General features: G+C 63.8%; 24 protein-coding genes. 11 read left to right on the top strand and 13 right to left on the bottom strand.

The features are described from left to right. Positions 1-61 precede the first annotated feature (61 nt). Positions 62-541: a hypothetical protein gene (locus tag ACERHN_RS01920; RefSeq protein ID WP_415920959.1), complete on the top strand. Its 480-nt coding sequence runs from the start codon at positions 62-64 to the stop codon at positions 539-541. Here the strand turns inward: ACERHN_RS01920 and ACERHN_RS01915 are convergent. Next, entirely contained in the window at positions 534-1,160 is a 627-nt protein-coding gene (locus tag ACERHN_RS01915) for a J domain-containing protein (RefSeq protein WP_415920958.1), read from the bottom strand. The genes ACERHN_RS01920 and ACERHN_RS01915 overlap by 8 nt on opposite strands. 75 nt (positions 1,161-1,235) lie before the next feature. On the opposite strand from ACERHN_RS01915, the gene ACERHN_RS01910 reads away from it, so the two are divergent. Next, entirely contained in the window at positions 1,236-1,490 is a 255-nt protein-coding gene (locus ACERHN_RS01910; RefSeq protein ID WP_415920957.1) for a BolA family protein, read from the top strand. 162 nt (positions 1,491-1,652) lie between these two features. Further along, entirely contained in the window at positions 1,653-2,417 is a 765-nt protein-coding gene (locus ACERHN_RS01905) for a hypothetical protein (RefSeq protein WP_415920956.1), read from the top strand. A gap of 222 nt (positions 2,418-2,639) precedes the next feature. Here the strand turns inward: ACERHN_RS01905 and ACERHN_RS01900 are convergent, their stop codons facing one another. The 3 genes from ACERHN_RS01900 to ACERHN_RS01890 are packed head-to-tail and all read right to left on the bottom strand — an operon-like array spanning position 2,640 to position 5,193. Continuing rightward, positions 2,640-3,428, bottom strand: a complete 789-nt coding sequence (locus tag ACERHN_RS01900; RefSeq protein WP_415920955.1) for an SDR family NAD(P)-dependent oxidoreductase — start codon at positions 3,426-3,428, stop codon at positions 2,640-2,642. A 1-nt stretch (position 3,429) separates the two neighbouring features. Then, positions 3,430-4,410 carry a TIGR03571 family LLM class oxidoreductase gene (locus tag ACERHN_RS01895; RefSeq protein ID WP_415920954.1) on the bottom strand — a complete coding sequence of 327 codons (981 nt, stop codon included), beginning with the start codon at positions 4,408-4,410 and terminating at the stop codon, positions 3,430-3,432. Between the two features lie 6 nt (positions 4,411-4,416). Next, entirely contained in the window at positions 4,417-5,193 is a 777-nt protein-coding gene (locus ACERHN_RS01890; protein ID WP_415920953.1) for a CmcJ/NvfI family oxidoreductase, read from the bottom strand. Positions 5,194-5,293: 100 nt separating this feature from the next. Here ACERHN_RS01890 and ACERHN_RS01885 point away from each other — a divergent pair, with 100 nt between their 5' ends. Further along, entirely contained in the window at positions 5,294-6,211 is a 918-nt protein-coding gene (locus tag ACERHN_RS01885; RefSeq protein WP_415920952.1) for a LysR substrate-binding domain-containing protein, read from the top strand. Positions 6,212-6,277: 66 nt separating this feature from the next. Here the strand turns inward: ACERHN_RS01885 and gatB are convergent, their stop codons facing one another. Continuing rightward, positions 6,278-7,792 carry an Asp-tRNA(Asn)/Glu-tRNA(Gln) amidotransferase subunit GatB gene (gene gatB / locus ACERHN_RS01880; RefSeq protein ID WP_415920951.1) on the bottom strand — a complete coding sequence of 505 codons (1,515 nt, stop codon included), beginning with the start codon at positions 7,790-7,792 and terminating at the stop codon, positions 6,278-6,280. A 118-nt stretch (positions 7,793-7,910) separates the two neighbouring features. On the opposite strand from gatB, the gene ACERHN_RS01875 reads away from it, so the two are divergent. Further along, positions 7,911-8,414 carry a hypothetical protein gene (locus ACERHN_RS01875; RefSeq protein ID WP_415920950.1) on the top strand — a complete coding sequence of 168 codons (504 nt, stop codon included), beginning with the start codon at positions 7,911-7,913 and terminating at the stop codon, positions 8,412-8,414. On the opposite strand, the gene ACERHN_RS01870 is transcribed toward ACERHN_RS01875, so the two are convergent. After that, positions 8,380-9,675 (bottom strand): hypothetical protein, encoded by a 1,296-nt coding sequence (locus ACERHN_RS01870; protein WP_415920949.1) that lies wholly within the window; start codon positions 9,673-9,675, stop codon positions 8,380-8,382. The two genes, ACERHN_RS01875 and ACERHN_RS01870, sit on opposite strands and share 35 nt — an antisense overlap. 237 nt (positions 9,676-9,912) lie before the next feature. On the opposite strand from ACERHN_RS01870, the gene ACERHN_RS01865 reads away from it, so the two are divergent. Further along, positions 9,913-10,620: a transglycosylase SLT domain-containing protein gene (locus tag ACERHN_RS01865; protein ID WP_415920948.1), complete on the top strand. Its 708-nt coding sequence runs from the start codon at positions 9,913-9,915 to the stop codon at positions 10,618-10,620. Positions 10,621-10,933: 313 nt separating this feature from the next. On the opposite strand, the gene ACERHN_RS01860 is transcribed toward ACERHN_RS01865, so the two are convergent. From ACERHN_RS01860 to ACERHN_RS01830, 7 genes are all read right to left on the bottom strand, one after another. Then, on the bottom strand, positions 10,934-11,830 hold the full coding sequence (locus ACERHN_RS01860) for an alpha/beta hydrolase (protein ID WP_415920947.1): 897 nt from the start codon (positions 11,828-11,830) through the stop codon (positions 10,934-10,936). After that, positions 11,827-12,258 (bottom strand): hypothetical protein, encoded by a 432-nt coding sequence (locus ACERHN_RS01855; RefSeq protein ID WP_415920946.1) that lies wholly within the window; start codon positions 12,256-12,258, stop codon positions 11,827-11,829. The genes ACERHN_RS01860 and ACERHN_RS01855 overlap by 4 nt, the downstream gene beginning before the upstream one ends. Beyond that, the gene (locus ACERHN_RS01850) at positions 12,255-12,776 is read right to left on the bottom strand and encodes a hypothetical protein (protein ID WP_415920945.1); all 522 of its coding nucleotides are present in this window, start codon (positions 12,774-12,776) and stop codon (positions 12,255-12,257) included. Before ACERHN_RS01850 ends, ACERHN_RS01855 begins: the two co-directional genes overlap by 4 nt. A gap of 3 nt (positions 12,777-12,779) precedes the next feature. Further along, positions 12,780-13,523, bottom strand: coding sequence for an SDR family oxidoreductase (locus tag ACERHN_RS01845; protein ID WP_415920944.1), 744 nt, complete (start codon positions 13,521-13,523; stop codon positions 12,780-12,782). Between the two features lie 16 nt (positions 13,524-13,539). After that, positions 13,540-14,049, bottom strand: a complete 510-nt coding sequence (locus ACERHN_RS01840; protein WP_415920943.1) for a DUF1993 family protein — start codon at positions 14,047-14,049, stop codon at positions 13,540-13,542. A gap of 96 nt (positions 14,050-14,145) precedes the next feature. Further along, a complete protein-coding gene (gene pepN / locus ACERHN_RS01835) occupies positions 14,146-16,692 on the bottom strand; it encodes an aminopeptidase N (protein ID WP_415920942.1) in 2,547 nt (848 codons plus the stop codon). Between the two features lie 67 nt (positions 16,693-16,759). Further along, a complete protein-coding gene (locus tag ACERHN_RS01830; protein WP_415920941.1) occupies positions 16,760-17,398 on the bottom strand; it encodes a hypothetical protein in 639 nt (212 codons plus the stop codon). Positions 17,399-17,531: 133 nt separating this feature from the next. On the opposite strand from ACERHN_RS01830, the gene ACERHN_RS01825 reads away from it, so the two are divergent. The 5 genes from ACERHN_RS01825 (at position 17,532) to ACERHN_RS01805 (ending at position 22,888) form a co-directional block, all read left to right on the top strand. Beyond that, positions 17,532-19,043 (top strand): FAD-binding domain-containing protein, encoded by a 1,512-nt coding sequence (locus ACERHN_RS01825; RefSeq protein WP_415920940.1) that lies wholly within the window; start codon positions 17,532-17,534, stop codon positions 19,041-19,043. Beyond that, positions 19,043-19,204, top strand: coding sequence for a DUF2256 domain-containing protein (locus ACERHN_RS01820; RefSeq protein WP_415920939.1), 162 nt, complete (start codon positions 19,043-19,045; stop codon positions 19,202-19,204). Before ACERHN_RS01825 ends, ACERHN_RS01820 begins: the two co-directional genes overlap by 1 nt. Before the next feature lie 112 nt (positions 19,205-19,316). Beyond that, a complete protein-coding gene (locus ACERHN_RS01815) occupies positions 19,317-21,467 on the top strand; it encodes a malate synthase G (RefSeq protein ID WP_415920938.1) in 2,151 nt (716 codons plus the stop codon). A 101-nt stretch (positions 21,468-21,568) separates the two neighbouring features. Next, positions 21,569-21,994, top strand: a complete 426-nt coding sequence (locus ACERHN_RS01810) for a GlcG/HbpS family heme-binding protein (protein ID WP_415920937.1) — start codon at positions 21,569-21,571, stop codon at positions 21,992-21,994. A gap of 111 nt (positions 21,995-22,105) precedes the next feature. Beyond that, positions 22,106-22,888 carry a gamma-glutamyl-gamma-aminobutyrate hydrolase family protein gene (locus ACERHN_RS01805; protein WP_415920936.1) on the top strand — a complete coding sequence of 261 codons (783 nt, stop codon included), beginning with the start codon at positions 22,106-22,108 and terminating at the stop codon, positions 22,886-22,888. The last annotated feature ends 87 nt before the right edge of the window (positions 22,889-22,975 follow it).

The raw sequence follows: 22,975 nt of genomic DNA, 5'->3' as shown, positions 1-22,975 counted from the left end.
CTGCACAAGACCTGCACGGCGGTGCGTGATGCTGAGCCCGTCAGACAGAGGGAGACGGGACATGGATCGGTTGGGCAGGATGCGCGTTTTGTGCGGGGCGGCAACGGGGATTGCCGGCGGTGTGGTGGCCGTGGCAATGACGCAGGCGGGCGGCAATATGGCACGGTTTTTGCCGGAGGGGCCGTGGTTTCACATCGCGGCGCTGGCTGGCGCGGGGGTGGCGGGCGTGACGCTGTCTGACGGGTTTGGCCGCCGGGGATGGCTGGGCCTCGCCGCGGTTGTTGTCGCGGCGCCTGTCACAACGGCCATGGGTGCCGTTCTGGGCGCGATGGGGCTGCTGTTGGTGGCGGGGTTGGTCCAGTTTATTGCGGGCATGGGCCCGTTTGCGCCGGAGGCCCTGACAACTGGCCCTGCGCTTGGCCTGATCGCCATCGGTGACGGGATCTGGACGAGCCCTGTGGTCGCGGCCACCTGGGTGGCCACGATGCTGGGCGTGCACCTTGTCATGCGCAGACAGCGCAGCGCAGCCGCACCTATTTGAAGTTGCGGCTGTCCTTGATCTGATCCCAGGCCCAGACCACCTCTTGCAGCTGTTCTTCCTGGGACCGGTCCCCGCCATTCATGTCGGGGTGCAGGACCTTGATCAGCTTCTTGTAGGCCTTGCGCACATCCGCCTTGCTGTCGTCGGCCTTGGCTTCGAGGATCTCGATGGCACGCTTTTCGGTGGGCGGCAGGCGGCGGGCGGCCGCGTTGCCACCGCGACCGGGGTTTTGCGTCGCGTTCTTGCCCAGCACCTGATGCGGGTCCTCGATGCCGAGCCGCGCCCAGGCGCGCGCCTCAGGATCGCCCAGAGGTTTGGTCTGACGCTCCCACACCTTGTCCTTGGACTGTTGCGCGTTGATTTCCGCTTCGGTCGTACCGTCGAAGAAATTCCACTTGGTATTGTACTCGCGCACGTGCTGCTGGCAGAACCAGTAAAAGTCATCGAGCACGTCGGGTGCTTTGGGCGCACGGAACTTGCCCGCCTCTTCGCAGCCCTCGTGATCACAGATGCGCGTCGAGGTCTCTGACGCGCCGGACATGCCGCGCCGTCCACGGGGATTTTTCTTCTTCGCCGAGGAGACGGACATATCGAAACCGAAGGGATCTGGCTTGCTCATGGTCTGTCTCCTTTTCGACTCGAGGAGGGCAGTTTAAGGTCTGGGCTGGCAGAGGGAAGAGGGCAGGAGAAAAAAATGTCTATCAGAGATGAGATCGAGGCGCGTCTGCGCGCGGCATTCGATGTGCGCGAGATCGAGGTCGTGGATGACAGCGCGTCCCACGCAGGCCACGCCGGTGCGCCCGCAGGCGGCGAAAGTCATTTCAACGTGATGCTGCGCAGTGCGGATCTGGCCGGTCAAAGCCGCGTGGCGCGTCACCGCGCGGTGCACAAGGCGCTCGGCGATATCGTGCCACGCATTCATGCGCTGGCGCTGGATCTGGACGCTTAGCCTTCGTTTCCCGCCCCGCGGTGGTGCTTTAGACCTGCGCTTTTGCGCGGGTTGTGACAGTGGAAGGATGCACATTGAGCCTGTCAGGTAGGGAAAGCCTGACTTGCCCGTCAGCGCTGCGCCGCAGACAAATTCGCTATTTTTCAAAGGTGTATTTCATCCATGACCAAGACAGCGATCCCCTATTCCAAAGCACAGATTGAAGCCGCGTTGCACAAGCTGAAGCCGCAATGCGGCGACGTTTTCCTCACGGCGTCCATGACCGCTGCCAATATCGAAATCCGCACGTTTGGCGGTTTCAAATATGGCCATGGCATTCTGTGCCTCGGGGACACTGCCGCACGGTCTTACGAGGTCGAGGGCGACGACGGTAAGAAAAAGACCATCAGCTGGCCGTCTGGTGCCATCAAGCAAATGGCCTTCGAGATGCCGCCCAAAGTCGGGTCGATTGCGTCCTTCCTGACAAAGGACCAATGCATTGCCTTCGCGCATGCGCGCCCGAAGACGATCAGCAAAAAGCAGCAAGAGCAATTGTTCGAACTGTGCGCGCGCTTTCATTATCACCATCGAAATCGCCCGGCCAAAGGATACGCAGGCGGTGTCGGGATGATGCAGGCTGCGACCATCCATGCAACGCGGTCGGTGTTCAGCCTGGGCGGGATGGTGATCCCCGATTTTGCCCAGGCCGTCGGAGAATCCGCAGTCACCCCGGTGGTGGGGGGGCTCAATTCGATTGTCCAAACAGGCGTTGAATTGCTGGACAAATACCCGTCATTGACCTGCTCATCCTTTGTGACATGGGCATATAAGCAGGTTGGCATTCCCTCCACCGTATTCAGCACGTCGTCAACGCCGCAGGACCTGTATGCGTTTTTGTCGGAGAGCAAAGACCACACCCTTACGCAATTCGACAAGATTTACCTTTGAGCAAGTGATCGGCATCGCGTGAACCTGCAACTTCGGTCCGCAGTGCTGTCGCGGGTACGGCGTCGTTATGTGTTTGGCGCACGTGCCGGGGCTCGCGCACAGCCCGCCGCCCCAAAGGTGGTTCGGACAGGTTAAAACGTGGGGCGGGGCAGACCCACAGCGCGCGCTTTGCCGTTGCAGGGCGAGGACGGACCGCCCCCGCGTGCAACGGCGCCGGGTGCCTTAGCCCACACCATGGACGGCGGTGCGAATGGCGCTCATGACCTCGGCTGCGTGATCGGGTTGCAACGCCGCACCATGCGGATCGGCAAAGGCGCCGCTGTCATTGTCGAAATACGCGCCCGATTTGTCTGCAAACCGCACACCGAGTGCCGCATCCATCAGGATGTCCGCGCCGATGTTCAGGTCGCTGCCTGCAACGCCGAACCCTTCTTTGACCATCTTCGAGGCCAGAAGTGAGCCGGGGTTGACGGCCACCATCACAAAACCTTCGGGCAGGTCCTTTGCCCATTCCCGGGTCCAGATCGTGATGGCCAGCTTGCTTTGGGCATAGGCGTCCATGTCGGCCATAGGCACGTTGCCCTGCATCGCCGCGACGTTGACCTGGGCCTGCGCCGCGGACGACAGGTTCACGACCCGTCCCGCCGCCGGCATGATCGGCAACAGCAGCTCGGTCAACAGATAGGGGGCAAAGGTGTTCACGACAAAACGGATGTCTTGCCCGTCTGGCAACACGGGTTCCGGCGTCTTCAACACCCCGGCATTGTTGATCAGCACATCCAGCGTGTCATGTTTGGCGCGCACTTCTGAGGCGAGCGCCTTCACCGCCTCCATGTCCGACAGATCGGCGCAATATGTTTCCACACTTGCGGCAATGTCCGCCGCCGCGGCCTCCAGTTTGGCGGTGCTGCGCCCGTGCAGCAGCACCTTGTGCCCGTCGGCTGCCAGCTTTTTGGCGGTGAGCAGGCCGATACCGTCGGTCGATCCGGTGATCAGGATGGTCTTGGTCATGTCAGTGATCCTTTCGGGAAAAGTCGGGCATGAGTGCTGCCGCCAATCGGTCCAGGGTGGTGTCGATTGGCGCGCTGTTGAACCGCAGGTTCAGGGCGACGTGATTGATGCCGAGGGCTTCAATCTCTTGCAGGTAGCGGCGCAGGAACGTCGTGCCGGATTGAAAACCCAAATGAATGGGCCGCGCAGGCGCGTCCGCGTCGTCCAGCAGATCGACATAGAGCGATTGCATCACCGGTTTGTCGGGCTGTCCTGCGGCGGTCAAGCGGGCGCGATAGTCTGCAATCACCCGCCCTTGCGACAGGGCGTCCCGCGGGTAGGTGATCCATCCGTCGCCATGGCTGGCGACCCAGTCGGGGGACTGCTGGCTGCCGCCCGTGATCAACAGGGGCAGGCGCACTCCGGCGGGTTTGGGCAGCATGTCGATGCCACCACCGATCCACCCATGGGCCCCGTCATATTGCGGCCTGTCGGTGCCGACCGCGCGGATATACGCGACGCTGTCGCGAAACCGTGCGCCGCGGTCGGGATAGCTCTGTGCCATGGCCGGGTATTCCTCGGGCCGGTCGCCGGACGCCACGCCCAACAGAAGCCGCCCGTTCGACAGCACATCCGCCGTGGCCGCCGCCTTGGCCACATGGGCCGGGTGGCGCAGGGGCAGGATGATGCTGGCGATGCCAAGCGCGATGCGGTCCGTTACCGCGCCAAGGGTGCCCAGATAGACAAACGGGTCGTACATCTGGCCCGGGTCGCCAAAGCTTGGCACGTTGAACGGCACGTCGCGCAACCACAGCGCGGCAAAGCCAAGCGCTTCGGCGCGTTGTGCCAGTGCGATGTGGTTGTGCATCGTTGGCACTGCGCCGACGGCGTAGGATTCAAGGGGTACGACCAGCCCAACGCTCAGCCTGCCGGGGCGGAACGTGGCGGCGTAGGCCGCGTTGATGTTGGGGAAGGCCCCGGTATGTGCCGTGTCCAAAGTCATGGGTCCTCAGTACCGCACCAGCGTGCGGCTCTCGATGCTTTTGCGGATCGTTGTGACGGTCGGATACTCGACCATGTCAAGCGCGCTGTGCGCAACGGAGGCCAGTCCGCGGTTGTCGTAGATGTTGAAATACGCGATCTCGTCCGGGGTCATTTTTGACTGATACAGCCATTGATGCCGGGGATTGCCGACAAGCCCCATGATTTGCCCGACCCGGTCGGGATAGATCAGATCAAGCGTGATCCAGTCCGCCGGGTCCACGCTGGAGGGGCGCACAAAGCCGAGCGGTGCGCTGTTGATCGGCGCGTCAACGGGCCGCCAGATGTTGATGAACGCGTAATGGCCTGCGCTACATTCCGCGGCTGTATCGGCACCCAGCAGATCGATCAGCCGTTGGTGCGCGCCATCTGCGCTGTAATCGCTGTGCACATTGCGCGCCGGTTTGCGCGTCGCATCGGGGTCATCCACGCGCACGGTATGATCAAATACGACCACGTCCCGCGCCCCGAGGTTTCGAGTCAGATGCGTCGTCAGTTCGGCATCATAGGTGGACTGCCAACCCTCTGAGCTGAAATCGGAAATGGCACTTGGCAGGGTCGCAAATGCGACCGCATCCCGGGCAAAATCCACCGCGTCTTCAGCCGTTCGCACATCGGTCAAGTGCACTTCGGTGGGCGCAAGTTCGGGCGAAATCAGGTTGCCTTCAATGCCGCCTGCATCCAGTTCGAAAGCTTGGCGCGTGTCCTTGTGCACGTGGTAATTGACTGTTGCGGTCTGTGGCATTGTCCGGCCCTCCTTCGTGTGTTGGGACCCATATGGCTTGTGGCATTTGCCGAATAAATGGCGTATTTCGGCATTCATAATTCGCAAAACGGATATAATAATGGATACCGACGGGGTGCGCCTGTTTGTTCTGGCCGCAGAGACGCTGAACATCAGTGCGGCGGGGCGTCGTCTGGGCATGGCACCGGCGGTGGCCAGCGCGAAACTGGCGCGGCTTGAACACAGCGTGGGGGCCGATCTGTTGCACCGCACGACGCGCAAGGTGTCCCTGTCCGTGGAGGGGGCAGATTTCCTGCCCTTCGCCCGCGAGATGATCGCGCAGGAGGACGCGGCCCTTGCCGCCCTGGGCCATGGGTCGGCGCAGGTCAGCGGCACGTTGCGCTTTGCCGCGCCAAGCAGTTTTGCCCAGCTCTATATTGCGCCGATCCTGCCCCGGTTTCTGGAACGGCACCCGGAACTGACGCTGGATTTGCGCCTGTCGGACCTGCAATTCGACCTGATCGAGGGCAGCTATGACCTGGCCTTGCGCAATGCGCCGCTGCTGGACACCAGCCTCAAGGGGCGCAAGCTGGCCGATGACCGGCGGATCCTGTGCGCCAGCCCCGATTACCTTGCCGCGCACGGCACGCCAGAGGTGCCGGAGGATCTGGCGCATCACAGGTTGATCGCGTTTCGCGATCTGCGGCCGCGTGCGCTGACCAATGGCGAGGGCGCGATGGCCAGCTTTGACCCCTCAGCAGCCCGCGCGCAGCTGATCATTGATGACGGATTGAGCCAAAAGGGCGCAACCCTTGCCGGGGCGGGCATTTCACTGAACGGGCTCTGGAGTGTGTACGATGCGCTCAGCTCCGGCGACCTGATCCGCGTGGTGCCGGACTATGAGGCGGCGGAGGACAACGTGTTGTGGCTGATCTATCCAAAATCCAACGTGCTGTCGCCCAAGGTGCGGGTGTTCCTCGACTTCCTGATTGCGGAAATCGGAAGCCCGCCGCCATGGGAACAGTCGCTCACACAGTGATACCCACCGCTGCGGCGGCGCGCGCGCGGATCAGAGCCGTGCCCTTGCCGCACAGATGTGACAGGATCAGAGCCCGAGTTTCGCGGCCACGATCTCGTTCACGGCCTTGGGGTTGGCCTTGCCGCCGGTGGCCTTCATCACCTGACCGACGAACCAGCCGGCCAGCTTGGGGTTGGCCTTGGCCTTTTCGACCTGTGCGGGGTTGGCGGCGATGACCTCGTCCACGGCAACCTCGATGGCGCCAGTATCCGTCACCTGTTTCATGCCGCGCGCTTCGACCACCTCCGCCGGATCGCCGCCTTCGGTATAGATGATCTCAAAGAGGTCCTTGGCGATCTTGCCCGAGATATCGCCGCGTCCGATCAGGTCGATGATGCCGCCCAGCTGCGCCGGAGACACGGGCGCGTCGGTGATGTCGCGGTCATCGTCGCGCTTGAGACGGCCAAAGAGTTCATTGATGACCCAGTTGGCCGCTGTCTTGCCCTCGCGGCCTGCGGCGACCTCTTCGAAATAGGCGGCACTGGCCACTTCGGCGGTCAGCACGGAGGCGTCATAGTCCGTCAAGCCAAAGTCGCTGATAAAGCGCGCCTTTTTGGCATCGGGCAGCTCGGGAAGGGAGGCGGCAATGTCATCCACCCACGCCTGTTCAATCTCCAGCGGCAAGAGGTCCGGATCTGGGAAATAACGGTAATCATGCGCTTCTTCCTTGGAGCGCATGGACCGCGTTTCCTGCTTGTCCGGATCATAGAGCCGCGTTTCCTGATCGACTTTGCCGCCTGCTTCGACGATGGCGATCTGGCGACGCGCCTCAACCTCGATGGCCTGCTGGATGAAGCGCATGGAGTTCATGTTCTTGATCTCGCAGCGCGTGCCGAGATGGCTGAAATCCTGCGTTTCCTGATAGCGCTCATAGGCACCGGGCAGGCAGATCGACACGTTCACGTCCGCGCGCATGTTGCCGTTCTGCATGTTGCCGTCACAGGTGCCCAGATAGCGCAGGATCTGGCGCAGCTTGGTGAGATAGGCGGCAGCCTCTTCGGGGCCGCGGATGTCGGGGCGGCTGACGATTTCCATCAGGCAGACGCCGGTGCGGTTCAGGTCCACGAATGACAGGTTCGGGTCCATGTCATGGATCGACTTGCCCGCGTCCTGCTCCATGTGGATGCGTTCGATGCGCACGCGGCGGGCGATGCCTTCGCCCAGTTCCACCAGCACTTCGCCTTCGCCCACGATCGGGTGATAGAGCTGCGAAATCTGATAGCCCTGGGGCAGGTCGGGGTAAAAGTAGTTCTTGCGGTCAAAGGCGCTGTGCAGGTTGATCTCGGCCTTCAGGCCCAGACCCGTGCGCACCGCCTGTTCGACGCAATATTCGTTGATGACGGGCAACATGCCGGGCATTGCCGCATCCACGAAGGCGACGTTGGAATTGGGTTCTGCACCGAATTGGGTGGACGCGCCGGAAAAGAGTTTCGCGTTCGAGGACACCTGTGCGTGCACCTCCATCCCGATGACCAGTTCCCAATCATGCTGGGCCCCGGCAATGGTTTTGATTTTCGGGCTTTCGTAGGTCAGATCCAGCATGGGTGTGCGTCCTGTTGCGGTGTTGCTGGGCGGTGTAATTCAGGGGGGCAAGTGTCGCAAGGGGGCCGCGACTATTGAACGCCTTTTGCACGCGGTGCGATGGGGGCAAAGTCACCCCATGAACATTGAAGAGGCAGATGCCCCGCCCCACAGCCTGATTGCGCCCTTTGCGCAGAAAGAGGCGCATCACACCGACTGTTTCGTTGCCGCGGATGTCACGGCCGATTTGCCGGCGCTGATCGAGGCGTTTTACACGCAACCGCTGTTCAAGGCCGAACGGGTGGTTCTGCGGTTGGCGGCAGGGGCGCGGTCCAGCGATGCAGAGGCTGCGGCACTGGCGCGCGGAGATGCGGAAAAGTTTGCGGTCTGGACCGTGTCAGCACGTACCGAGACGGACATTCTGCTGGCGGATGCATCGGGGCGCACGATGTCGTGGCTGTCGGTGGCGCAGGGCGTGGCGTTCGGTTCGGTCGTTGTCCCGGTGGCCGACCGGCGCGGGCGGCTGACACTTGGTCCGGTGTTCCACAGCCTGATGGGGGCGCACAAATTTTATTCGCGCGCGCTGTTGTCGGGTGCGATTTCCGGGCTCAGGCGGCGCGGGTCTCTGCGCCATTTGACGTGAACACAATGCGCTGTCCGGCGGCCAGTTCGCGCCGGAACACGTCCGACAGGTAGCGCAGCGCATCGGCATAGCCGGAGGATGCAAACCGGTCGCGGCACCGGATGCGCAGGGTGTTGTCAAAGCCGCGCGCGGCATGCGCCCACAGCATCGGATGCAGTTCGCGCAGGTGATCCCGGACAATCCACTGCGCCGCATCCGCAACCTGGGCACAGATGTAATCCGCCTCGTCATGACCGGTGGGGGTGGCGCCCATCGTGTTTGCGCAATAGGCGGCCAGCAGGTTGACGATATGCTGGTCCTTCGTCTGTGCGATGATGTCGCGCAAGCCGTCGAGGAAGAAGTCGAGGTCCAGCCGCGCGCAGGCTTCGGTGTCGACCGAAATGGCATCCATCATCACCCAGGTGTAACCGCCCGCGCCCCACAAATCATGGGTGAGGCCCGCCATGCGCCGCGCCTCAAGTTCCAGCCGGTCGTAATTTCCGTGCCAGCGCGGCAGCAGATGGGTGCCCATGGTGCGCATCGCCTTGGCATTGCGCGGATCGAGGGTGATCCATGTCTCGTAGTCGGAGACGATCTGTCCAAGGCTGGTTCCGTTGCCTGCATTGTAGGCACACCGCGTCGCCGCAAGAAGCGCCGAAGGCTCGGCCGTTTTGGCGAACGGTGCAAGGATTTCCCCCGCACGTTCGAAATGGGCGGCAAAGGCCTCGCGGTTGGGCAGGGGGATTTCAATGTCCCATCCGGTGCCGCGCCAGGCCCAGCCAATGTCGATATGGGCCTGCGCCACCACGCAGGCGATCATTGCGTCCTGTTCGTTCTGGGCGAGGATCGTCTCGAGCGCCTCGATCCCCTCAAGCAGCGGGGCATCCCGGTCGGGACGGCCGGTGATCAAGGCATGCTCCGCCGCCGCGACCACATCTGCGCGCGCACCAAACGCCATCAGTTCGGCCACCGGCATACCGCCATCGGTCTTGGCCAACCTGCTGTCCAGACACCGGAGGCGGTCAGCGAGCAGGCCCCATTCCTCCTGTCGGACAAGTTTCAGGCCGGCGTTCTGGTGCGCGTCACGTGTGTGGTCTTCGGCGGTGGGGTCGGGGCACGGAATGCTCAGCAAGCTGTCAAGCTGTGCTGCCCGCTCTGCCCGCTTGGGTCGGGCCGGGCGGCTGGATAGCAGAACGCGGTCTTGTACCGCGCCGGACGAACCGGCTGAGAACACCGCACGCATGCGGGTCAGTGGGGCAATCACGCGTTCTGCTAGGGCCATCTTTAACATTCCAACACTTACCAACAGGTCTGAATATGACGCTGAATTGCGACACAATGAGGGCAGTGGGGGGACAACACGGCGCAATTCACGGGATCATTTTGCGAAAACTGCAACCTTCGGTACGCACAATACAACTGCTCCGGGATGATTGTCCCCAAAGCCGCTTTCAATGCACGTATTTGGCTGGATGCGCAGTGTAGACAGGCCCAATCGCTTCTCGGCATAGTGCGCGGCATGAAAACCATCGCTGCCTTTTTGATCGCCCTTGGCTGCGCCTGTGCCGCGCCACTGGCTGCACAGGAACAGGAAGCCACGGACAGCGCGGTTCGGGATGTTCCGGTCGTCGCGCGCGACGCCTTTGGCGGGGTGCGCCCACCCGCCCGTGACGGCAATGTGCCGCGCACCCGGTGGACACATCAGCCGGGGCACGTGCTGTGGAACCGGGCGGCACTGTCGGCGCTGAAGGCACATGGGCAACCGCTCGTGGATCTCGTGCCGCGCGATATTGCGACGTGGTGCCCAGAATATCCGCGCGCCACCGCCGCAGACCGCCGCGCCTTCTGGGTCGGTTTCATGTCGGCACTGGCCAAGTTCGAAAGCACCTACAAACCCCGCGCCGTGGGGGGCGGGGGCAAGTGGTACGGTCTGTTGCAGATCCTGCCCGCCACCGCGCGCGGCTACAAATGCAACGTGGGCACGGGCGAGGCGCTCAAGAACGGCGCCGCCAACCTCAGCTGTGCTGTCCGTATCATGGCCGTCACCGTGCCGCGCGACGGGGTGATCCACGCCAAGGACCGCAAATGGCGCGGGGTGAGCGCGGATTGGGGGCCGATGCGGTCGTCGTCAAAACGCGCTGACATGGCCAACTGGTTGAAACAGCAGAGCTATTGCCGCCCGCTGGACCGGACACGCCCCCAGGCCCGGCCCGTGGCCGCGAACTGAGCGCCTCAGGACAGGACGCACGAATCCTGCAGTCCTCGCTCTCGCCCATCGCGTTGAGATATGCCGAGATGATGTAGATTTGGCGTCCGTCGCCCCTCAGAAACGCGTTCGACAGTTGGCACGCGTTCGGCGTGACGGATTTACAGCCTGCCTGCTTCCCGGCAGGGGGCTTTCCCAGCGAAAAGTGCCCGAGCGGGGGTGGTGCAGAGCTTCGCGCCAGAACCACCACTGACCGCGTATTGCGTCGCAATGCGCCAGAGGGCCGGTCGGGAAATCTGTCTCACCCGTGTCGCAGGATGAATGGGTCCTGACCCTAGCGGTTCAACTGGGTCGCAATGCGTGCCCAGACCTCCGGAAAGGTCAGCAGCAACAGATGTCCATGCCCGTCGATCAGCTGCACCTCTGCATCCGGCAGCGTACGGGCAAAGCGGTGCACGGCGCGGGGCGGAAACACCGGATCGACCGCACCGTGGTAGAGGACCACATCGACGCCGTGCAACGCCGCCGGGTCCGGATTTGTCCATTGCCGCAATGCGCGCGTATGGCGGCGTCCCAGCCCGTTTGCGGGCAGCGTGATGCGCCCCTCATTGGCCGACACAAGCGCGTCGGCGGCACGGGTGACCGACGGGACCGTGTCCGCGGCGGGGCCATAGGCAAGCCTGCGGTAATATTCCAGCCAAACCTTGCGCGGAGAAAGACCGCGCGCGCGGATTGCAGCGGCCAATGTGCCGGCAGCGCCCCGTGCGCCAGCCAGGACGGGTTGGGGCGCGGGCAGGGCGGTCGAGATGGCCGCCACCCGCACCTCCACATGCGGTGCGCTGCGCCGGATCATCTTGGCCGCCTCCAACGCGATGGCGCTGCCGGTGGAATGCCCGATCAGGTCGACGCGGCGGGCCCCGGTGGCCGCTGCCGCGCGCGCGATGTGCGTGGCGGCAAAGTCGAGGTTTACGAATTCCTCCGCGGGGCGCCCGTCAAAGCCGGGCAGGCGATAGAACGCAACCGCGCGGTCCGGTGTGGCCAGCTCTTGCAGCGGGGCCATGACGCGCACCGGGCTCAGAGCGCCGGGGATGCCGATGATGATGTGGTTCGCGCGCTGCCATGCCGCCATGTCGCGGAGCAACGGGTCGGAGGTCGGGCGCGGAACGGGGGCGCAGGCGGCCAGCGCCAAAAGCAGCGCAATGGCCGGGGCAAGACGTGCCGCGATCCTCATCCGAGCAGGGAAAAATGGTGGCGCTCGACCTTGATCCCGCGCGCACTGAGCGCCTCTTCGAAATCATCGGCGGGTGGCGTGGCCTCGAGCGGCAGGCGGACCTTGCGCCCTGACGTGAGCACCGCGCTGGCCCGGACCGAAAAATCGAGCCGTGTGTCGAGGCGGATATGGGTGATGCGCGGCCATGCGATGTCGCCCGTGCGGCGGCCCGAAAACCAGTGCAGCCCGTCGGCTTCGATGCGCACACCGGAGCGGCGCCCGGTGATCAGATCGACAAGGGCCGGCACCGTGGCGAGCGCGGCGAGGGCCGCGATCCACGTCGCCGCATCCAGCCAGATCACCGCCGCCCCGATCAGGCCCCAGACGGTCAGAACGGTCAGCAGCGTGGCCCGGTTGCGGCCCGTCGTCTGGTAGGCATAGGGCGTCATTGCAGGCGGAACGCGGTCTGAATGTCGTGCAACGCCTCGCTTTGCCGTTTGCTCAGCGGGGCGCGGGCGGCGGCGTTCAGAACCGCCATCAGCGTGGCAAAGCTGTCTGCGCCCCCCAAGCGGTGCAGCCGTTTGGCAAGGCGCGGCACAGCCGGTTGCGCCCCGCCGCATTCCGATACCAGCCACTGGCCCAACACTTCGATTTCTTCCGCGCCTTTTGCGTCCAGTCCGAGATGTTTGCGCAAGGCCACATCCAGCCGTTTGCGATCGTCGCGGGTCGGCAAATCGTCGAGCGCGATAAAGGCCGTCGCCAGGGCCGCGATGGCGAGGTTCGGCTCTTCGACACTGTCTACGGGATGCTGATTATAGCGGTGGCGGAACCCGAACCGGCGAGCGGCGGCGGCGACATCTCCGGCCATGTCCATCACGTCGCTGGCCACCTCTGCCCCGCGCCGCGCCCGCAGCACGAGGAAAAAGGCGGCGGTGGCAATCCCGATGATGCCCAGCAGGATGTGCATCGTTCAGCGGCCCCCGGTCACATCGAGCGTCGAGCCGGTCACATAGCTTGCCGCGTCAGAGGCGAGCCAGAGAATGGCCTTGGCCACTTCTTCGGCGGAGCCCTCGCGGCGCATCGGCACCATGTGCGCCAGTTTCTGCGCGCGCCCTTCCTCGCCGCCCTTGGCGTGGAGTTCGGTATCGATCAGACCAGGGCGGATCGACATCACGCGGATGCCGCTGGGCGCGACTTCGTCCGACAGGCCCTTGGTAAAGGTGTCGATGGCCGCTTTGGACGCGGCGTAGTCGATATACTGGTTGCCGGAGCCAAGCCGCGCGGCAGCGGAAGAAATGTTGATGATCGCGCCGCCGTCGCCCTGTGCCTCCATGCGCAGCACCGCCTCCTTGGCGATGAGCATCGCGCCGATGACGTTCACGTTCATCATGCGGGTCAGACGGGCGTGGTCGATGTCGGTCATGCGGCGCGTCTGGTCCACCATCCCGGCGTTGTTGATCAGCACGTCGATCCGGCCGAAATGGTCATCGAGCGCGGCATAGATCGCGGCAATCCCCTCTTCGGTGCCGACGTCACCCTGTGCGATGACGGCGCGCGCGCCCTGCGCCTCGACCGCGGCCTTGGTCGCGGCGGCCCCGTCCGGGTCCGTGCGGTAGCTGAGCACAAAGTCATACTCTGCCGCCGACAGGCGCGCGCAGGCGGCGCCGATTCCTGCGGAGGCTCCGGTGATCAGGCAAACGGGGCGGTTGGTCATATCTGTGGTCCTTTGGTCATCTGGTGTCGGCGGCAAAATTCGTATCGGGCGCGTAGTGATGAAACCGTTCAAGATCGCCCTTGCCGATGTTTGCACCGGCCATGCGCAAGGTGGCATAGCCGAGCGACAGATGGAAATGGGCATTGGGCAGCGCGTAGAGCGTTGCATATTCTGCGCCGGTCTGGGTCAGGGTCGGGTCACCGGCGGAGTGGGTGATGGTGCGCGTTTCGGCACCTTCAAACGCGTCGGGTCGCAGTTGGTCGAGCAGAAATCCCATGTCCTGCGCCAAGGCGAGGATCGCGCCGGGGTCGGCATCCATCGGCATTTCGGGGACGTCATCGCCCATGAGCGGCAGCACCGTGCGTGCCACATAGCCGAGCGCCACGCACAGGTGTTCTGCGGCGTTGAAGCCGTCCGGTGCAAGCCGCGCCTCTAGCTGGGCAGGGGTGTCGAGACGGTCGAGCAGGCGCGGCACGGCTGCGGTGAGCCGTTTCAAGGGCGGAACAGTGGCGGCATAGAGATCCATGGCAGTCCTGGTGGCACGTGCGGGACCGAGGGGCCAGCCCCTCGGGCTCCCCGGGATTTTTTTGGAACAGAGACGGGGATGCGCCGACCTGTTGGGTCAGGCGTTCTGGATGCGGGTGATCATCTCTGTGGTGTCGCGGCTGAGGCCGGGGGTTTCGGCGATGCGGGTCAGCTCCTTCTGGATCATGGACCCACGGATGGCGTCGTAACGGCGCCACGTCTGGAAGGCCGAGCACATGCGGGCGGTTGTCTGCGGGTTCACTGGGTCGAGCGTGATCAGCCAATTGGCCAGTAGGGTATAGCCCGAGCCGTCCTTGGCATGGAAACCGGCGTGATGGGCGGCAAATGCACCCAAGGTGGCGCGGAACCGGTTGGGGTTTTTCCAGTTGAAATCGCTGTGTTTTGTCAGGGCCGTGGCGGTGTCGGCCGCATCATCGGGCCTGGCCTCCATCACCTGCAGGCCGAACCACTTGTCCATCACGAGCCGGTCGTGCTTCCACTGCGCCTCGAATTGGGCGAGGGCCGCATCACCGCGCCCGGCGCGGATCAGGTTGGACAGCGCGCTGAGCTGCTGGGTCATATTGCTGGCATGGTCGAATTGCGCTTGTGCCGTGTCGCCGCCGTCGAGGCGGGTGAGCATGGAGAGTGCTGCATTGCCCAGTGCGCGTTTGCCGGATTGCTCTGCATCGGGCGCATAGGGCGCGTCGACCTGATGCGCGGCGTAGAGGCCCGGCAGCGCGTCTGCAACGCGTTCCGCCAATGCGGCGCGGTGCGCCTCATGCGCGGCCCAGATCGCATCGGGGTCGGGCGTGGTGCCGGCATTGGCCAGATCGGCGGCCAGTTGCGACTGGCCGGGCAGGGACAGGGTGTAGGCGCGATATGCGGGATCAAGCGTGGCGTCGGTCAGAATGCCCGCAACCCCGTCGAGCCACGCGGCATCCGGTGCGTCCCCTTGCGTGATCGCCGCCAGAAGCGAGGCCTTGCCCAGATTGCGCGCCGCCTCCCATCGGTTGAACGGATCGGTGTCATGTGCCAGCAGGAACGCGTCATTGGCCGCATAATCGAGCACCACCGGCGCAGAGAAGCCGCGCAGGATCGACGGCACGGGCCGGGCGTCGAGACCGGGAAAGGAAAAGCTCTGCCGGTCCTGTGTCAGTTCGAGGACCTGGGTGCCCAGCACCTCGGCGCCGTCAGGGCCCAGCAGGCCCACCGCCACGGGGATCACCTGCGGCTGTGGGTCGGGTGTTGCGGCGCTGGGCGGGGTGTGTTGCCGGAACGTGAGGGTGTAGGTGCCGTCCTCAAAGCTGTCCTCGACCGCGACGCGAGGTGTGCCCGCCTGGCTGTACCAGCGCTTGAACTGGCTCAGATCGCGGCCGGTCGTGTCCTCAAACACCTTGATCCAGTCCTCGATCGTGCAGGCCTGTCCGTCATGGCGGTCGAAGTAGAGATCGAGCGCGCGGGCGTAGGCGTCATCGCCCACCAGCGTCTTGAGCATGCCAATGACCTCTGCCCCTTTTTCATAGACGGTCGCCGTGTAGAAGTTGTTGATTTCCTGAAAACTTTCGGGCCGTACCGGGTGGGCCAGCGGGCCCTGATCCTCTGGGAACTGGCGCGCGCGCAGGTCGATCACGTCGCTGATGCGTTTGACCGGGGCCGAACGCATGTCAGAGGTGAATTGCGCATCGCGAAACACGGTCAGCCCCTCCTTGAGGCACAGTTGGAACCAGTCACGGCAGGTGATGCGGTTGCCGGTCCAGTTGTGGAAATATTCGTGCGCGATGATCGCCTCGATCCGTTCGAAATTGGTGTCGGTCGAGGTCTCAGCCGAGGCGAGCACAGCGGAGGCGTTGAAAATGTTCAGTCCCTTGTTCTCCATCGCGCCCATGTTGAAATCATCCACCGCCACGATGTTGAACACATCGAGGTCATAGGCGCGGCCATACACGTCCTCGTCCCATTTCATGCTGTCCTTGAGCGCCTGCATGCCAAAGGCGCATTTGCCCTCATCGCCCGGCCGGACATAGAGGGCCAGATCGACATGCCGTCCCTCCATCGTGGTGAACGTGTCGCGGTGGGCGACCAGCTCGCCCGCGACCAGTGCAAAGAGATAGGCGGGTTTCGGCCACGGATCGTGCCATTCGGCCCAGCCATCGCCCGAGGCAACAGGGTTGCCGTTCGACAAAAGCACCGGGTGCGGGCCATTGATACGCACGGTGAAGCTACTCATCACGTCGGGGCGGTCGGGATAATAGGTGATCTTGCGAAACCCTTCGGCTTCGCATTGCGTGCAATACATGCCGCCCGACTGGTACAGCCCTTCGAGCGCGGTGTTGGCGGCGGGATCAATCTGAACCTCTGCCTCCCATGTAAAGGGCACGTTGGGCACCGCGCATGTCAGCCCCTCTGCCGTCAGCTCCGGTGTGACAGGCTCTCCGTCGATCTTTGCGGAAATCAGCGACAGCCCTTCGCCATGCAGAAAGAACGTCTTGTCTGTTGCATCCGGCTTTGGCGCAAAGCGGATGCGGGAGGTCACCCGCGTTGCAGACGGAGCCAGGTCAAAGGTCAGGTGAACGCTGTCGACGTCAAAGCCAAAGGGCGTGTAGTCGGCAAGGTAGATGGTCTGGGGGGCGCTGTCTTTGGGCATGGGGGCGGGGCCGTCCTTTTGTTGCTGCAAAAGAGGTAGCCCCGCACAACGCCAAGTTCAACGCGTCTCAGGGGAAGCCTGCGGGCGGGGTGCAGGTCGCAATCTGGTTGCGCGGTGCGTTGCCGCGCCGGTTTGATATCGACACGCCTGCGCCAACCACATCCATGATAACGGCCGCTTGCGGCGCTGTGTCGAGAAAGACAAAGACCTGTGCTCCGTCTTCGTTCAGGATCTCCTGCAACAGCCGGCTGTCTTCGACAAAGGCATTTGACGACAGCGCGCTCAGTGCGACGTCGCTGGTCAGGGTCATCCGCTCAATGACCTGTCCGGATTTCAGACGCATGTCGGGGCGCAGGACAAACAGCACCCTGTCCAGCACCCCGCTGAGATCATTGGCGATTTGCAGCCGCGGTTCCGACCGCAGATGCAGCCGTGTCTTGCTGTCAAAGGCGGTGAGCGTCGTGTCCGTCGAATAGTAGCTGGCAGAGCCTGACTGATAGTGCGCTAGGCACGCGGGCCGGGGGAAGAGCATGTCAAAGGTGAAAACGCCGGTTTGTTCGATGCCCATCGCCTCGGCGGCGGCTTCGGTGGCTTCGGTCACCTGATACTGCACCTCGACGGATAGGTCATAGTGCTGGGGATGGATTTGGGCGGACGCCTGGGTTGCGCATAGGGCGAACGCCAGGGCGCTGAAAATACGTTTCATAACAGTTCCTTCAATCAAAATGTGCACGCCGAAAACAAGGGTGGCGATCGCATCAGGTTAACCGCGCCGTTCGGTCTTGCAAAGAGGGGTGTGCCCCACTTGGCGCAGGGGGCAGGCGGCCTATCTGCCGGGTATGACAAGCGTTTTGTGGTTCAAACGGGATTTGCGGGTGGCGGATCATCCGGCGCTGGCACGGGCGGTGGCGCTTGGGCCCGTCGTGCCGCTTTACGTGTTTGAGCCGGACTATTGGGCGGAGCCGGACGTGTCGGGGCGACAGTTCGATTTCGTGGCCGAAAGCGTTGCGGCGCTCGGCGCGGATCTGTCCCGCCTTGGCGTACCACTGGTTGTGCGAGTGGGCGAGGTGACGCAGGTTCTCGCGGATCTGCAAGCCGAGACCGGGTTTGACCGCATCCTCAGCCACGAGGAAACGGGCAATGCGTGGACCTTTGCGCGCGACCGCGCGGTGGCGGCGTGGTGCGGTGCGAATGGTGTTGTGTGGGAGGAACTGGCCCAATCCGGCGTTGTGCGGCGCCTCAATGGGCGCGACGGGTGGGCCGCGCAGCGCAATGCCTTTCTGCGCCAGCCACAGGTCGACGTGCCCGAGCGGCTGACAGGCCCCTCGCTCGCCTCGGATGACGTACCGCGTCTTGTGGCACCGGACCCGTGCCCGGACCGCCAGAAAGGGGGGCGCGCGATGGCGTTGAGCCTGTTGGGATCCTTCCTGACCGAGCGCGGCCAGACCTATCGCAAGGACATGTCGTCGCCTGTGACCGGGGAATGGTCCTGTTCGCGCCTGTCGCCATATCTGGCCTTTGGCTGTCTGTCGGGGCGCGAGGCGGCACAAGCCACCGCCGCGCGCCAGCGTGAGGTCAAGGGCACGCGGGAAGGGTGGGGCGGATCGCTCAAGTCATTTCAGGCGCGGCTCGCCTGGCGCGATCACTTCATGCAGAAGCTCGAAGACGAACCGGCGATGGAACATCGTTGCCTGCATTCTGCGTATGAAGGGTTGCGCGGCGATGACGCCGCACGGCGTGGCGCGTGGGAACGGGGTGAAACGGGCCTGCCCTTTGTGGATGCGTGCATGCGCTATCTTGCGGCGGGCGGTTGGCTTAATTTCCGGATGCGCTCCATGGTCATGGCGGTCGCGTCCTACCACCTATGGCTCGACTGGCGCGCGACGGGGCTGCACCTTGCCCGTCAGTTCACGGATTTCGAACCCGGCATTCACTGGCCACAGGTGCAGATGCAGTCGGGCACAACCGGCATGAACACGGTGCGCATCTACAACCCCGTCAAACAGGGCAAGGATCAGGATCCCGCAGGCGTGTTCACGCGCCGCTGGTGCCCGGAACTTGCACCTGTGCCGGATGAACATTTGCAGGAACCATGGACGTGGGACGGGGCGGGGACCGTGCTGGACCGGGCGTATCCTGCGCCCATCGTTGACGTGATGGACGCGGCACGTGCCGCGCGGGAACAGGTGTGGGCCGTGCGCCGGGGTGGCGCGTTCCGGGATGAGGCGCAGCGCGTCGTGCACAAACACGCCAGCCGTAAGGATCCGCAAGGACACTTTGTCGATGACCGCGCGCCCCGCCGCCGCACAAGCAAGAAGAGCGACACGCGCCAGATGGGGTTCGACTTCTGATGGCCCGGATGCGCCGTAAATCCGACCTGCCGGAAAAGATGTGCCCGGTCTGCAATCGCCCGTTCACCTGGCGCAAGAAATGGGAGCGCGTCTGGGACGAGGTCAAATACTGTTCAGACCGGTGTCGCCGCGCCGCTCGGTCCTCAGTCAAGCCGGATTAAAACGGGGTCACAAAAAATTGGTCAATTTATCGGACCAATGTGGTTTACGATAGGAAACAAATTCTCTAGAGGTGCCGCCGTCTGTATTCCGTAGCATACAAAGGGCCCCTCAATGACGACCTATATCGACCGTGCCGATCTCAAAGTGGCCGACACGCTGGCACAGTTCATCGAAGCGCAGGCCTTGCCGGGCACGGGGGTGGCGACGGCCGATTTCTGGGCCGGGTTTTCCGCTTTGGTACACGATCTGGCCCCGAAAAACCGTGATCTTTTGCAAAAACGCGCGGATCTGCAGGCGCAGATCGATGCTTGGCACGTGGCGCACCGGGCGTCGGAGTTTGATGCGTCAGCCTATCACGCCTTTCTGTCGGAGATCGGGTATCTGGTGCCCGAAGGTCCTGACTTTGAAATCGAGACCGAGAATGTAGACGCAGAGATTGCCGCGACGCCCGGCCCACAGCTTGTCGTGCCGATCATGAACGCGCGGTTTGCGCTGAACGCGGCCAATGCGCGGTGGGGCAGCTTCTATGACGCGCTGTATGGCACGGATGCGCTTGGCGATCTGCCGGACGGCAAGGGCTATGACGCGGCGCGCGGCGCGCGTGTGATTGCGCGGGCCAAGGCGTTTCTGGACGAGGCGATGCCGCTGTCCGGTGCGACATGGGCCGATGTGACCGCGATTGCGGCCGTTGATGGCGCGTTGGCTCTGACGGCGTCCGGCGCGACCGTGACCCTGGCGGATCCGTCGCAATATGTCGGCGTCTCGGCTTCGGGTGATGATTTCTGTTTCCGCAACAACGGGTTGCACGTCATCGTGCACCGCGACCCGGACCACGCAATCGGGGCGACGGACCCTGCGGGCATCGCCGACGTGATCCTCGAATCCGCCCTGTCGACCATCATGGATTGCGAAGACAGCGTGGCGGCCGTGGATGCCGAGGACAAGGTGCTGGCCTATGGCAATTGGCTCGGCCTGATGAAGGGCGATCTGGAAGAACAGTTTGAAAAGGGCGGCAAGACGGTGCACCGCCGGATGCACGGGGACCGCACGTTTACATCCGCGGATGGCAGTGCGGTCCGGCTCAAGGGCCGCAGCCTGATGCTGATCCGGAATGTCGGCCACCTGATGACGAACCCCGCGATCCTCGACCGCGACGGGGCTGAAATCGGCGAAGGGCTGATGGATGCGATGATCACCACGCTCATCGCGCTGCATGATCTGGGCAAGACCGAGGGCCTGCGCAACTCGCTCACCGGGTCGGTCTATGTGGTCAAGCCCAAGATGCACGGCCCCGACGAGGTGGCCTTTGCCGACGAGATCTTTACCCGCGTGGAAAAGGTTCTGGGCCTGCCGGCCAACACGGTCAAGCTGGGCATCATGGATGAAGAGCGCCGCACCTCTGCGAACCTGCGGGAGTGTATCCGTGCCGCGAAACGCCGGGTGGCGTTCATCAACACCGGCTTCCTCGACCGGACGGGTGATGAGATCCACACGTCGATGGAAGCGGGCCCGATGATCCCCAAGGGCGAGATGAAGGGGGCGGCATGGATCAGCGCCTATGAGGACCGCAACGTGGACATCGGTCTGGCCTGCGGGCTGAAGGGCCGGGCGCAGATCGGCAAGGGGATGTGGGCCATGCCCGACCGTATGGCCGAGATGCTGGAGGCCAAGATCGGCCACCCGCACTCCGGTGCGACCTGTGCCTGGGTGCCGTCGCCGACGGCGGCGACGCTGCACGCCACGCACTACCATCAGGTTGACGTGCTGGCGCGGCAGGACGCGCTGCGCGCGGGTGGGCCGCGCGGCACGCTGGAGGATCTGTTGACCATTCCGGTGGCTGCGGGGCGCAATTTCTCGGACGCGGAAATCACCCGTGAGCTGGAGAACAATGCGCAGGGAATCCTTGGCTATGTTGTGCGGTGGGTAGATGCCGGTGTGGGCTGTTCCAAGGTGCCGGACATCAACGATGTGGGTCTGATGGAGGACCGCGCAACCTGCCGGATCAGTGCGCAGGGACTGGCCAACTGGTTGCATCACGGCGTGATTTCAGAAGAGCAGGTGAGGACGGTCTTGCGCAAGATGGCCGCGGTGGTGGACCGCCAGAACGCGGCGGATGCGTCCTATGACCCGATGGCGCCCGGCTTTGATGGGATCGCGTTTCAGGCGGCCTGTGATCTGGTGCTGAAGGGGCGGGTGCAGCCATCGGGCTATACCGAGCCGGTGCTGCATGCACGCCGTCTGGCGTACAAGGCCGCCTCCTGAGCAGATTGTAAGGACGGGAGCGAGGGGCCAGCCCCTCACACTCCCCGGGATTTTTTCAGAACAGAGACAGGGACGGGCTGGCGTTCCAGAGAGGAAACATCATGTCGATTTCATTGCGACGGGCACGCACGATCATCCGCAAGACACTGGAAAAGGGCCGGGAGATGGAGTTGAAGCCGCTGTCGGTCATCGTGCTGGATGCGGGCGGTCATGTGCAGGCGTTCGAGCGGGAGGACGGTGCCGCACCGGGGCGGTTCGCGATTGCCCACGGCAAGGCGTATGGTGCGGTGATGCTGGGCATGGCGGGCACGGCGCAAATGGCGCGCGCGGAGGCGCAGGCCTATTTCATGGGCGCGGTGAACGGTGTGTTCGGCGGGCAGGTCGTGCCGGTGCCCGGCGGTGTTCTGGTGCGCGACAGGAAGGGGGCCGTGATCGGCGCCGTTGGCGTCACCGGCGACACGTCCGACAATGATGCCGCTGTGGCGGTGGCCGGGATCGAGGCTGTGGGCCTGACTGCTGAAAACTGAGGCAACGGGTGGCTGCGGCTTTATGCACAGTGCTCTGCGCGCGGTCTGATCTGTTCAGATCGCGCGCTGCTGCGTATATCAGGTGCACTGCAACTTTGGCTGAGGACTGACATGGCGCGCCCGATCATCGGCATCATAACCAACCACCACGTGATCAATGACGAATACGAGGTGCAGGGGGCGGGGATCATCAACATCTCTGCTGTTGCGGATGTCGCAGAAGGGGTGCCGATGCTGATACCGGCCGATCCCGCCTATATCCGGGTGTCGGACCTGCTCGAGCATTGCGCGGGCTTTGTGTTCACCGGCGGGCGGGCCAATGTCCATCCGGAAGAGTATGGTGAGGAGGCGACCGAAGCGCATGGCAGCTTTGACCGCAATCGCGACCGACTGACCCTGCCGTTGATCCGGGCATGTGTCGAGCGGGGGCAACCCATCCTTGGCATCTGCCGCGGGTTCCAGGAGGTCAACGTGGCCATGGGCGGATCGCTTTATCCCGAGATCCGGGATTTGCCGGGGCGCGACAATCACCGGATGCCGCCCGATGGCACGCTCGAAGAGAAATTCGCCCTGCGCCATGATGTGACCTTCCGTGAGGGTGGCGTGTTCCACCAGTTGATGGGGCGGCAGGCGGTGCCGACCAACACGTTGCACGGGCAGGGGATCAAGTCGCCCGGCCCCCGCGTCGTTGTGGATGGTCACGCGCCGGACGGTACGGCAGAGGCGATGTATATCCAGGACGCGCCGGGGTTCACCCTGTCGGTACAGTGGCACCCGGAATGGAACGCGAAATGCGACCCCGTCTCGCGCCCGCTGTTCGAGGCGTTTGGCGCGGCCTGTCGGGCGTGGATGGATGGCCAGACGGCCACGCCACAGCTGCGCACCGCGTCCTGACAGGTGCCTGTTTTCGCGCCGCGTCATGCGGTCGCGCGACAGTTTTGCAACTGAGATGAGCGCTTTTTCTTGGACAAGCGCGGGCGG

Origin of the sequence: Tateyamaria rhodophyticola (assembly GCF_047777875.1) — a bacterium.
GTDB lineage: Bacteria > Pseudomonadota > Alphaproteobacteria > Rhodobacterales > Rhodobacteraceae > Tateyamaria.
Note: the sequence above shows the minus strand (reverse complement) of the source record. Positions and strands in the feature narration are given on the sequence as shown.

Bases quoted from the DNA above. Each gene is read 5' to 3' on its own strand.
- ACERHN_RS01920 (WP_415920959.1), top strand. From the start codon at position 62: ATGGATCGGTTGGGCAGGATGCGCGTTTTGTGCGGGGCGGCAACGGGG.
- ACERHN_RS01915 (WP_415920958.1), bottom strand. From the start codon at position 1,160: ATGAGCAAGCCAGATCCCTTCGGTTTCGATATGTCCGTCTCCTCGGCG.
- ACERHN_RS01910 (WP_415920957.1), top strand. From the start codon at position 1,236: ATGTCTATCAGAGATGAGATCGAGGCGCGTCTGCGCGCGGCATTCGAT.
- ACERHN_RS01905 (WP_415920956.1), top strand. From the start codon at position 1,653: ATGACCAAGACAGCGATCCCCTATTCCAAAGCACAGATTGAAGCCGCG.
- ACERHN_RS01900 (WP_415920955.1), bottom strand. From the start codon at position 3,428: ATGACCAAGACCATCCTGATCACCGGATCGACCGACGGTATCGGCCTG.
- ACERHN_RS01895 (WP_415920954.1), bottom strand. From the start codon at position 4,410: ATGACTTTGGACACGGCACATACCGGGGCCTTCCCCAACATCAACGCG.
- ACERHN_RS01890 (WP_415920953.1), bottom strand. From the start codon at position 5,193: ATGCCACAGACCGCAACAGTCAATTACCACGTGCACAAGGACACGCGC.
- ACERHN_RS01885 (WP_415920952.1), top strand. From the start codon at position 5,294: ATGGATACCGACGGGGTGCGCCTGTTTGTTCTGGCCGCAGAGACGCTG.
- gatB (WP_415920951.1), bottom strand. From the start codon at position 7,792: ATGCTGGATCTGACCTACGAAAGCCCGAAAATCAAAACCATTGCCGGG.
- ACERHN_RS01875 (WP_415920950.1), top strand. From the start codon at position 7,911: ATGAACATTGAAGAGGCAGATGCCCCGCCCCACAGCCTGATTGCGCCC.
- ACERHN_RS01870 (WP_415920949.1), bottom strand. From the start codon at position 9,675: ATGGCCCTAGCAGAACGCGTGATTGCCCCACTGACCCGCATGCGTGCG.
- ACERHN_RS01865 (WP_415920948.1), top strand. From the start codon at position 9,913: ATGAAAACCATCGCTGCCTTTTTGATCGCCCTTGGCTGCGCCTGTGCC.
- ACERHN_RS01860 (WP_415920947.1), bottom strand. From the start codon at position 11,830: ATGAGGATCGCGGCACGTCTTGCCCCGGCCATTGCGCTGCTTTTGGCG.
- ACERHN_RS01855 (WP_415920946.1), bottom strand. From the start codon at position 12,258: ATGACGCCCTATGCCTACCAGACGACGGGCCGCAACCGGGCCACGCTG.
- ACERHN_RS01850 (WP_415920945.1), bottom strand. From the start codon at position 12,776: ATGCACATCCTGCTGGGCATCATCGGGATTGCCACCGCCGCCTTTTTC.
- ACERHN_RS01845 (WP_415920944.1), bottom strand. From the start codon at position 13,523: ATGACCAACCGCCCCGTTTGCCTGATCACCGGAGCCTCCGCAGGAATC.
- ACERHN_RS01840 (WP_415920943.1), bottom strand. From the start codon at position 14,049: ATGGATCTCTATGCCGCCACTGTTCCGCCCTTGAAACGGCTCACCGCA.
- pepN (WP_415920942.1), bottom strand. From the start codon at position 16,692: ATGCCCAAAGACAGCGCCCCCCAGACCATCTACCTTGCCGACTACACG.
- ACERHN_RS01830 (WP_415920941.1), bottom strand. From the start codon at position 17,398: ATGAAACGTATTTTCAGCGCCCTGGCGTTCGCCCTATGCGCAACCCAG.
- ACERHN_RS01825 (WP_415920940.1), top strand. From the start codon at position 17,532: ATGACAAGCGTTTTGTGGTTCAAACGGGATTTGCGGGTGGCGGATCAT.
- ACERHN_RS01820 (WP_415920939.1), top strand. From the start codon at position 19,043: ATGGCCCGGATGCGCCGTAAATCCGACCTGCCGGAAAAGATGTGCCCG.
- ACERHN_RS01815 (WP_415920938.1), top strand. From the start codon at position 19,317: ATGACGACCTATATCGACCGTGCCGATCTCAAAGTGGCCGACACGCTG.
- ACERHN_RS01810 (WP_415920937.1), top strand. From the start codon at position 21,569: ATGTCGATTTCATTGCGACGGGCACGCACGATCATCCGCAAGACACTG.
- ACERHN_RS01805 (WP_415920936.1), top strand. From the start codon at position 22,106: ATGGCGCGCCCGATCATCGGCATCATAACCAACCACCACGTGATCAAT.